Annotated in this window: 10 protein-coding genes; 4 read left to right on the forward strand and 6 right to left on the reverse strand. The window is 64.3% G+C overall.

Features of this window, described 5'->3' with window-relative positions; genetic code table 11:
* Window positions 1-10: 10 nt before the first annotated feature.
* Both argF and NFX52_RS19795 read right to left on the reverse strand, forming a co-directional pair.
* Window positions 11-931 carry an ornithine carbamoyltransferase gene (argF, locus tag NFX52_RS19790; protein ID WP_055394441.1) on the reverse strand — a complete coding sequence of 307 codons (921 nt, stop codon included), beginning with the start codon at window positions 929-931 and terminating at the stop codon, window positions 11-13.
* A 25-nt stretch (window positions 932-956) separates the two neighbouring features.
* Entirely contained in the window at window positions 957-2,153 is a 1,197-nt protein-coding gene (locus NFX52_RS19795) for an aspartate aminotransferase family protein (RefSeq protein ID WP_055394444.1), read from the reverse strand.
* A gap of 269 nt (window positions 2,154-2,422) precedes the next feature.
* Here NFX52_RS19795 and NFX52_RS19800 point away from each other — a divergent pair, with 269 nt between their 5' ends.
* Entirely contained in the window at window positions 2,423-2,746 is a 324-nt protein-coding gene (locus NFX52_RS19800) for a DUF3579 domain-containing protein (protein WP_055394446.1), read from the forward strand.
* A 268-nt stretch (window positions 2,747-3,014) separates the two neighbouring features.
* On the opposite strand, the gene rpsT is transcribed toward NFX52_RS19800, so the two are convergent.
* Window positions 3,015-3,317: a 30S ribosomal protein S20 gene (rpsT, locus tag NFX52_RS19805; protein WP_008905691.1), complete on the reverse strand. Its 303-nt coding sequence runs from the start codon at window positions 3,315-3,317 to the stop codon at window positions 3,015-3,017.
* Window positions 3,318-3,516: 199 nt separating this feature from the next.
* Between rpsT and murJ the strand changes: the two genes are divergently transcribed.
* A complete protein-coding gene (gene murJ / locus NFX52_RS19810) occupies window positions 3,517-5,082 on the forward strand; it encodes a murein biosynthesis integral membrane protein MurJ (protein WP_055394448.1) in 1,566 nt (521 codons plus the stop codon).
* Between the two features lie 82 nt (window positions 5,083-5,164).
* Complete coding sequence (locus NFX52_RS19815) at window positions 5,165-6,016, forward strand: SirB1 family protein (RefSeq protein WP_055394460.1); 852 nt, start codon at window positions 5,165-5,167, stop codon at window positions 6,014-6,016.
* Window positions 6,017-6,065: 49 nt separating this feature from the next.
* Here the strand turns inward: NFX52_RS19815 and NFX52_RS19820 are convergent, their stop codons facing one another.
* Both NFX52_RS19820 and NFX52_RS19825 read right to left on the reverse strand, forming a co-directional pair.
* Window positions 6,066-6,902: a hypothetical protein gene (locus NFX52_RS19820; RefSeq protein ID WP_055394450.1), complete on the reverse strand. Its 837-nt coding sequence runs from the start codon at window positions 6,900-6,902 to the stop codon at window positions 6,066-6,068.
* Window positions 6,903-6,973: 71 nt separating this feature from the next.
* Window positions 6,974-8,074, reverse strand: a complete 1,101-nt coding sequence (locus NFX52_RS19825) for a transporter (protein WP_082437280.1) — start codon at window positions 8,072-8,074, stop codon at window positions 6,974-6,976.
* A 130-nt stretch (window positions 8,075-8,204) separates the two neighbouring features.
* Between NFX52_RS19825 and ppk2 the strand changes: the two genes are divergently transcribed.
* Entirely contained in the window at window positions 8,205-9,119 is a 915-nt protein-coding gene (ppk2, locus tag NFX52_RS19830) for a polyphosphate kinase 2 (RefSeq protein WP_252635790.1), read from the forward strand.
* 59 nt (window positions 9,120-9,178) lie between these two features.
* Here the strand turns inward: ppk2 and NFX52_RS19835 are convergent, their stop codons facing one another.
* Entirely contained in the window at window positions 9,179-9,937 is a 759-nt protein-coding gene (locus NFX52_RS19835) for a LytR/AlgR family response regulator transcription factor (protein WP_055394454.1), read from the reverse strand.
* Window positions 9,938-10,040 lie beyond the last annotated feature (103 nt).

Genomic DNA, 10,040 nt, shown 5'->3' on the forward strand with positions numbered 1-10,040 from the left:
AGCCAAAAAATCAGGCTATGCGGCCGAGCAGAAGGTACTCCATGAGTGCCTTCTGCACGTGCATCCTGTTTTCTGCCTCATCCCACACCACGGACTGCGGCCCGTCGATCACATCCGCCTCGACTTCCTCGCCCCGGTGCGCAGGCAGGCAGTGCATGAACAGCGCATCCGGCTTGGCGGCGGCCATCATCTCGGCGTCTACGCACCAGTCGGCAAACGCCTTTTTGCGCTCTTCGTTTTCTGCCTCGTAGCCCATGCTGGTCCACACATCGGTAGTGACCAGGTCGGCGCCTTGGCAGGCTTCGAGCGGGTTGCTAAAAAATTGATAGCTGCTTGCGCTTGTACCACCTGCGCCAGCGGCCAATTTCTCATCAATTTCGTAGCCACGGGGTGTGCTCACATGCACCTTGAAGCCCAGCAGCGCAGCCGCCTGCAGCCAGGTATTGGCCATGTTGTTGCCGTCGCCCACCCAGGCCACTGTCTTGCCCTGGATGGAACCACGGTGTTCGATGAAGGTGAAGATGTCCGCCAGGATCTGGCAGGGGTGGTATTCGTTCGTCAGGCCGTTGATGACCGGCACGCGGGAGTTGGCGGCAAAACGCTCGATCTTGGCCTGCTCGTAGGTGCGGATCATCACCAGGTCCACCATGCGGCTGATGACCTTGGCGCTGTCTTCAATCGGCTCGGCGCGGCCCAGCTGGCTGTCGCCGGTGGTCAGGTGAACCACGCTGCCGCCCAGTTGGTACATGCCGGCCTCGAAGCTCACGCGCGTGCGCGTGCTGGCCTTTTCGAAAATCATGGCCAGTGTGCGGTCCACCAGGGGGTGGTGCTTCTCGTAGGCCTTGAACTTCTTCTTGATGAGCGTGGCACGCTCGAACAGGTAGGTGTATTCGTCGGCGGTTAGGTCGTTGAACTGCAGGTAATGTTTCATGGGCTTGTGTCTCGGTGCCGGCCGATTACTCGGCCAGGATAGCTTTGACCAGCGGGGTCAGTTTGGCGACGATTTCGTCGGCCTCGGTGGTGGTCAGGATCAGCGGGGGAACCAAACGGATCACGCTGTCGGCCGTCACCGACAGGAGCAGGCCGGCTTCGGCAGCGCGGCCAATCAGTGTGCCGCAGGGCTTGTTCAGTTCGATGCCCAGCATCAGGCCCTGGCCGCGAATTTCCTTCACGCCGGGCAGGCTGCCCAGTTCGCGCTGCAGCGCTGCCCGCAGGTGGTCGCCCACCGTGGCCGCATTTTGCAGCAGGCCTTCTTCTTCCATGATGCGGATGGTCTCGACCCCCGCGCGCATGGCCAGGGGGTTGCCACCAAAGGTGGTGCCGTGGTTGCCGGGCTGCAGTACGTTGGCGGCCTTGGGGCCAGCCACCACCGCGCCAATCGGCACGCCCGAGCCCAGGCCCTTGGCCAGGGGCATCACGTCGGGCACGATACCTGCCCATTGGTGCGCAAACCACTTGCCGGTGCGACCCACGCCACACTGCACTTCGTCAATCATCATGAGCCAGCCGCGCTCGTCGCACAGCTTGCGCAGTTGCTGCAGGTATTCCACGCGCATCGAATTGATGCCACCTTCGCCCTGGATGGTTTCAAAGAACACGGCCACCACATTGGGGTTGCCTTCGGTAGCCTTTTTGATGGCCTCGATGTCGTTCATGGGCACGCGGATGAAACCTTCGACCAGCGGGCCAAAGCCGCTGTGGATCTTGGGGTTGCCCGTGGCCGACATGGTGGCAATCGACCGACCGTGGAAGGCCTTCTCGTACACCACGATCTCGGGCTTGGCGATGCCTTTGTCCACGCCGAACTTGCGCGCTATCTTGAGCGCGGCTTCGTTGGCTTCCAGGCCCGAGTTGCAGAAGAACACGTTCTGCATGCCCGACAGCTCCACCAGCTTGGCGGCCAGTTGCTCTTGCAGCGGCACGTGGTAGTAGTTGGAGGTGTGGATCAGCTTGGTGATCTGGTCTTGCAGCGCGGGCACCAGCTTGGCGTGGTTGTGCCCCAGCGTGTTCACGGCGATGCCACCCAGACCATCGAGGTATTCCTTGCCGTTCACGTCCCAGACTCGGCAGCCTTGCCCACGGGCCAGCGCGATAGGTACGCGGCCATAGGTGTTCATCACGTGGGGCGAAGCTGCCGGGGTGGTAGCGGTCATGCAGAAATCTCCAGACGGTGCGGTGATGGGTTGGCTTGTGGCCTGTATGAAACCCGAAAAAGCGAAACACGATTCTAGGGGGAGCCCGGTGCATGGCTGTTGAAGATTGCGCATCACTGCAATGCGGGCACTACCTGAGTTTTGGCCCCTATGTGCAGCCCGACGCAGGGTTTAGGGAGCCAGCTCTTATATAAGAGTTAGAATGTCGCGCTGCGGTGCAGCATGCAGTGATCCTGTGTCTGGCGCGCTCACTACCACTCCAATCCCCGATGGTTTCCCCCTCCTCCAAAGAAATCTTTATTCAGGGCATCACCCACGACGGGAAAACCTTTCGTCCCAGCGACTGGGCCGAGCGGCTGGCCGGGGTGATGAGTAGTTTCCGCCCCGGCGGAGCGCGCCCTGGCAGCCATCTGAGCTACTCGCCCTGGTGCATTCCCACCACGCTCAATGGCGTGAAGTGTGTGGTGGTGCACCGCGACCTGCAGGGCCACGAGCCCATGGCCTGGGACTTTGTCATCAATTTCGCGCGCGACAACAATCTGCAGGTGGCTGAAGCCTGCCTGCTGCCTGATCCCCCGTCCTCCAAGCTCTGAGCCGGCTTGTGGCCTGACCGCTTGCGGGCCAGGGGTGTCTTTTTCGGCCTGTGCGCTGGCTCTCTCACGGATTTCAGCATGGGCTGCCCCAAAGCAGGGACCTCACACCTCCGGCCCTTTGGCTCGGTGCTTGCTTCCCGCCCAGAAACGAAAAAACCGCCCGAAGGCGGTTTTATTCGTTTTTTTGCTGGCAGCGCACCCGTTACAAACGGCGAACGGCACATGCCGTTCGGGCTGTTTGCCTGCCGGGGCAGGCGGAGGGGTTGGTTTAGGCGGCTGCCAGTGCCAGGGCTTTCACCTTGGCAGACAGACGGCTCTTGTCGCGAGCAGCCTTGTTCTTGTGGAAGATGCCCTTGTCAGCCACGGTGTCCACCACGGCTTGCATTTTGGCGAACAGTTCGGTCGCCTTGGTCTTGTCGCCAGCCAGAACAGCCTTTTCGACGTTCTTGACAGCGGTACGGTATTTGGAGCGCAGCGAGGTATTCGCAGCGTTGAGCTTGATGTCCTGACGGACGCGCTTGCGGCCCGACGCCAGGCGCGGGTTCTTTTTCTTGGGTTTAGCGGATGCCATGATTTAGTTCCTTGGGTCTGTGGATGATGCCAGCAAAGCCCGCGATTATAGCCCAAGGCAGTTTGTTCATCGCCATGGGGTTCAAAACCGGCGTAGCGCCATCGCTAGCGTACCCCTGGAACCGGCTCTGCCGGGCCACAGGGTGCGTCCCCCGCTGGGGGAAGGCGCGAAGCGGCTCAGGGGGAATACACTCCCGCCCGTGTCACTGTTCAAAGCCGCCTCCACCGTTTCCCTTTTGACCCTTGCCTCCCGCATCACCGGGCTGGTGCGAGAGCTTCTCATGGCTTCCGTCTTTGGGGTTAGTGCCATGACGGACGCCTTCAATGTGGCATTCCGTATCCCCAATCTGTTCCGGCGGGTGCTGGGCGAGGGCGCCTTCAGCCAGGCTTTTGTCCCGGTGCTGTCCGCCACCCGTGCCCAGGAGGGCGAAGAGAGTGCCCATGCGCTGATCGACCATGTGGGCACCTTGCTGGCATGGACGCTGGTGCTGCTGTGTATTGCTGGCGTGCTGGGCGCCCCCTGGATGGTGTGGGGCATGGCCAGCGGGCTCAAGCAGTCGCCCCAGGGCTTTGACGCCGCCGTCACCATGACGCGCTGGATGTTCCCCTACATCGGCTTCATGTCGCTGGTGGCGCTGGCGGGGGGCATTCTCAATACCTGGAAGAAGTTTGCAGTGCCGGCGGCGTCGCCGGTGCTGCTCAACATCGCGCTGATCCTGTCCATCACGGTGGGCGCACCCTGGTTTTCCCGCCATGGCATCGAGCCCATCTACGCCCAGGCGGCGGGGGTGATGCTGGGTGGCTTGCTGCAACTGGCCATCCAGGTGCCTGCGCTCGTGCGCCTGGGGTTGCTGCCGCGCATTGGGGTGCGCTGGGCGGCCATTCGTGCCGCCTGGTCCGACCCCACCACGCGCAAAGTAGTACGGCTGATGCTGCCCGCGCTGCTGGGGGTGAGCGTGGCGCAGATATCCCTGCTGATCAATACGCAGATTGCCTCGCACCTGCCCACAGGCAGCGTGAGCTGGATCACCTACGCAGACCGCTTGATGGAGCTGCCGACCGCGCTGTTGGGCGTGGCATTGGGCGTGGTACTGATGCCGCAGCTGGCCAGCGCCCGCGCCAAGCAGGACGACGACCAGTACTCGGCCATGCTCGACTGGGGGCTGCGCTTGGTGGTGCTGTTGTCCGTGCCCTGCATGGTGGCCTTGCTGGTCTTTTCAGAGCCGCTGGTGGCGGTGCTGTACCACTATGGGGCTTTTGGCGACCAGGACGTGCGCCAAACCACCCTGGCACTCACGGGTTATGGCGTGGGCCTGGTGGGCATTGTGGCCATCAAGGTGCTGGCGCCGGGCTTCTATGCCAAACATGACATGCGCACCCCCATGCTCATTGCGGTGGCGGTGCTGGTGCTGACCCAGTTGATGAACCTGGTGCTGGTGCGTTACCTGCAGCATGCGGCCCTGACGTTGACCATCGGCATTGGCGCACTCATCAATGCCGGTTGGCTGTTGATCGGTCTGCTGCGGCGCGGCAGCTACCGGCCCCTGCCGGGGTGGGGCAAGTTCGCCCTGCAGGTGATCGCTGCGAGCGCCTTGCTGGCCGTGCTGCTGGTATGGGGTGCGCAGCATTTCGACTGGGTGGAAATGAGGGGGCAAACCCTGCAGCGGATAGGGTTGCTGGCGGCGCTCATGGCTGCTGCAGCCGTGCTGTACTTTGGCGCGCTGTGGGCAGCCGGGCTCAAGCTGCGCCAGCTGTTGCGGCGCTGATTTCACTGAAGGCCACAAATGCCCTGTCAAGAAGGGCTTTCTGTCGCTTGACGCCGCCCGCCCCGGCACTTACAACACCACCATGTCACTGAGCTATTCCGTACCCACCTCGCTGGAGTACTTTGCATCGCTGGTGCAAAGCGATGACCACTTCCCGCTGCTGGAGGCCGCGGCCAGCCTGGCGCAAGACGAATACCCCGAGCTCGACATGCAGCAACTGCTGGGCGACATGGACCAGCTGCTCGCCCGCATCAAGCGCCGCCTGCCTGCCGATGCCCCGGCGCTGCAGCGCCTGCGCACGCTCAACCAGTTTTTCTTTGTCGACCTGGGTTTTGGCGGCAACATCAACAATTACTACGACCCCGAAAACAGCTACCTCAACGCTGTGCTGCGCACGCGCCGGGGCATTCCCATCAGCCTGGCCGTGTTGTGGATGGAGCTGGCGCAGGGCCTGGGCCTGCATGCGCGGGGCATTGCATTCCCGGGGCACTTCATGGTCAAGGTGCTGCTGCCCAAAGGCCAGGTGGTGCTCGATCCGATCTCGGGCCAATCCCTCAGCCGCGAAGAGCTGGCCGAGCGGCTGGAGCCCTACAAGCGACGCAACGGCCTGGTGGACGACTACGACGTGCCACTGGGCCTGTACCTGCAGGCTGCCACCCCGCGCGACATCATCGCGCGCATGCTGCGCAACCTCAAAGAGGTGCACCGCACGCAGCAGGACTGGCAGCGCCTGATCACCGTGCTCGACCGGCTCATCGTGCTGCTGCCTGACGCCTGGGGCGAGCGGCGCGACCGGGGGCTGGCCCATGCCGAGCGCGGCAACGCCGCTGAAGCGATGGCGGACCTCGAAGCCTATCTGACCCATGCCGAGGACGGGCTGGACATCGACCTGATCGCTGACCGGCTCAGCGCACTGCGCAGCGCCAACGGCTGAGCCACGCCCACCGCCCCGTGCAGCGTGGGGCGGTCGGTGTGAAGCAAGGTCAGAACGGCTGATCGGCCGGCTGGAGCTGTGCCAGCTGCCTGCGCAGTTCGGTGTTCTCGGCCGTCAGGTCTGCCACACGCTGGCGCAGCATCTGGATCTCATCCGCACCACCGCCTGTGTCGCCTGGCGCGTCATCAGCCTCTGCCGCCTTGGGCGCGTCCTCGCGCTGCGGCTTGCGCTTGTTGAGCTCGCGCACGCGCTTGGCTGCCTGCTTGAGTTCGTCCTTGCCCGCCACGACGGCCGCCACCTGCTCTTCGGCGGGCAGCGTGGCCACAGCCGCAGCGGCGTTGATGGAGATGGTGCCCGACTTCACCGCCGCCACCAGTTCTGGCGCGGCCTGCTTCTGGATTTTTTCGATCATCACCACCTGGCTGCTGCTCAGCCGGGCGGCCCGGGCAATGGACTCGCGGCTGGTGAGTGGATCGGGGGCGGGCAGGGCGGCCGCTGCCTCGGGGGCTTCAGGGGTAGCGGTGGCTGCTTCGGTTTCTGTGGAAGTCGTGGCGCGGGCCTTGCGGTCGGCCATGATCTCGCGCTTGCGCAGGGCCAGCACACCACGCTGGAAATCGGACACGCTGCGGCGCCCCAGGTGCTGGTCGATCATCCACAGGTGCACGTCTTCCATCGACTGAAACCGTGGGTTTTGCACGGTCTGGAACGGCAGGCCGTGCTTTTGGCAGATGCCGTAGCGGTTGTGGCCGTCCACCAGCACGTCGCCCCACAGCACCAGGGCATCACGGCAGCCTTCGGCCAAGATGCTGCGCTCCAGCGCCTCATGCTCGTCGGGGGTCAGGGGTTCGATGTAGGCTTTGAGTTCTTCGTTGACGACGATATTCATGGCAGGGGAGGCAGTCGGGAGCGGCAAGGGGCGCGATTGTAGAGGGCTCCGTCAGCGCCCGGCGCCCAGAGCTACTGGTCCCGCGTGCCCCGCAGGGCCAGCCAGCCAGCCACCGCCGTGAAGGCCGCGACCACCGCCACGATGATCCAAAAGCCATGCCCGTTGTCTGCCAGCGGCACGCCGCCCACGTTCATGCCAAACAGCCCCGCCAGGATGTTGATGGGCAGGGCCAGCACGGTCACCACTGTCAGCACGAAGAGGCTGCGGCTGTTGGCCTCTTGCACGCTGGCGGCGATTTCTTCCTGCAGCAGCTTGATGCGCTCCTGCAGGCCCTGCATGTCGCGCAGCACCACCGAGAACTCTTCGGTCGAGTCGCGCAGCTCCTGGGCGTCGTCGGCGCCCATCCACACAGGCGGGTGCTGCAGCAGGCGGAACAGCGCAGCCGGCTCGGGTGCCAGCAGCCGCTGCAGGCGCACCAGCAGGCGCCGCAGCACACCGAGCCGCGCACGCTTTTGGTCCAGGCGCCCGGCCAGCAGCGCGTCTTCCACGTCGTCGATGCGTTGGGTCACGCCGCGCACGATGTCCACCAGGCCCGATGCCTGTGTGCGCATCAGTTCGGCCAGCAAGGCGACACTGGAGCAGGGCGCATTACCGCTGCGCACCGCCGTGCGCAGGGCGTCCACCGAGCGCAGGGGGCTGGTGCGCCCCGTCACCATCAGGTGCGGCGCCACGCTGGTCCACAGGGTGGCGATGTCCGAGGGCTCGAAGGCAAAGTCAAAGTGCGCGTCGTTGAGCACCGCAATCAGCGTGTCGTCGTCGCGCTCGATGCGGGTGGAGACAGAGCGGTCCTTGAGCGCATCAAAAAACGCTTCGGGCAGGTCGGCATGGCGCTCCATCCAGCGCACGGCCTGGGCGTGGCTCAGGTTGAAGTGCAGCCACAGGAAAGTGTCCTGCGGTGGCTGTGGGAGGTGGGTGTCGGGCGTGGCCTGCGGGCGCATGTTGGCCAGCCACTGCGCGGCCTGCACGGTATCGACCTCGCGCGGCGTGGTGCCTGCGCCCAGCAGGTAGCCGCAGATGAGCCCGGCGGCATCGCCCCCGTAGTTCAGGCTGGCGTTCACCGAAGCGAGGGTGGCGGGTGGGTGGGGAGGGCGGTCGACAGCGGGCACGGGCATTGAGGGTCGGCTGATGCTGTGACAGTGCCGTGACATTTCGCGGGAATGTCACAAATGTCACAGATGTCACGGAGTTGTCACGGGCTGGCGACACCATGGCACATTCCTTTCTTTGCCTGGTTTGAAGCCCATGTTCCACAGCAACACCCTCGATACGCAGGAGCTGATGCAGCGCATCGCCAACGACCTGATCGATAGCTACGACGAAGAGTTGGAGCTGGAGATCGAGGACCGCAACGTGGACGACCTGGGGGAACTCCAGCCCACGGACAAGCTGGCGCGCCAGCAGTATTTCAAGGACCTGTTCCATCTGCAGGGCGAGCTGGTCAAGCTGCAGGACTGGGTGCAGCACAGCCGCCAGAAGGTGGTGATCCTGTTCGAGGGGTGCGATGCAGCCGGCAAGGGCGGCGTGATCAAGCGCATCACCCAGCGCCTGAACCCGCGCGTGGCCCGTGTGGCGGCACTGCCTGCGCCCAACGACCGCGAGCGCACCCAGTGGTACTTTCAGCGCTATGTGGCGCACCTGCCTGCGGCCGGCGAGATGGTGCTGTTTGACCGCAGCTGGTACAACCGTGCGGGCGTCGAGCGGGTGATGGGCTTTTGCAGCGACGACGAATACGAAGAGTTCTTCCGCACCGTGCCTGAGTTTGAAAAGATGCTCGTGCGCTCGGGCATCACACTCGTCAAATACTGGTTCTCCATCACCGACGAAGAGCAGCATCTGCGCTTTCTGGGCCGCATCCACGACCCGCTCAAGCAGTGGAAGCTCAGCCCCATGGACCTGGAAAGCCGCGTGCGCTGGGAGGCCTACACCAAGGCCAAAGAGACGATGCTGGAGCGTACCCACATCCCTGAGGCGCCTTGGTGGGTCGTGCAGGCGGTGGACAAGAAAAAGGCCCGCCTCAATTGCATCGCCCACCTGCTGTCGCAACTGCCCTACCAGGACGTGCCCCACCCGACCGTGGTGCTGCCCGAGCGGGTGCGCAACCCCGAATACCTGCGTCAGCCGGTGCCCGCGAGCATGTACGTGCCCGAGGTGTATTGAGGAATTGCTATTAAATTAATAGCTATCTGCGCTTGTCTATCAAGCGCTAGCGGCCAAAATCAGCGCGCCAACTCCTCTCGCACAGCCGCTACTTGCCGGCGGGAGACCGCCAGCAATTCGGTGGATCCCTGCAGCCGCACCGCCCAGCCTTCGCCTTCTTCGGGGTCGTAGTGTTTCTCCAGTGCACGAACGGCGCGGCGGGCCACGAGCGCATTGCGGTGGATGCGCAGGAAGCGCGGGGCGAACTTGGTTTCTATCTCGCTGAGCGAGCCGTCCATGATGTAGCTGCGGGTGGTGGTGCGCACGGTCACGTACTTCTGCTCGGCCTTGAAGTACAGCACCTCGGCCAGGGGCAGGCGTTCGGTGCGGCCCCGGTCCTGGATCAGCAGGGTTTCGCCTTCGGGCAGGCTGGGCGCCTGGGCGGGTGCGGAAGGGCGTGCGCTGCGCTGCGCCTTGGCCAGTGCCTGCTGCAAGCGTTCGCGGCGCACGGGCTTGGTCAGGTAGTCGGTGGCGTCCAGCTCGAACGCGCTCACGGCGTGGTCGGCGTGGGCCGTCACAAACACCACCGCCGGGGGCTGGGGCAGGGTCTGCAGTGTGTGGGCCAGGGCCAGGCCGTCCTGGCCGGGCATGTGGATGTCGAGCAGCACCAGGTCAAAACCCCGTCCGCCCGTGGGGCCCAGCAGTGCCATGGTTTCGCTCGCGTTGGAGGCCTCGGCCACCGTCATGCGCTGAGCGGGCTGGGCCTGGGCGCAATCGGCCAACAGGGTCCTCAGGCGGCTGCGCGCAAGGGCTTCATCGTCAACGATCAGGATGTTCATGGTCTCTCAAGGGGTTGTTGTTGTCGTTGGGGCTGTCCACCATGCGGCGCTGGAACGGCGCCGCGCGGCTGCCATGGCGGTTGCCGGGGTTGCCAGAACTGCG

This window comes from Acidovorax facilis, assembly GCF_023913775.1.
Lineage (GTDB): Bacteria > Pseudomonadota > Gammaproteobacteria > Burkholderiales > Burkholderiaceae_C > Acidovorax > Acidovorax facilis.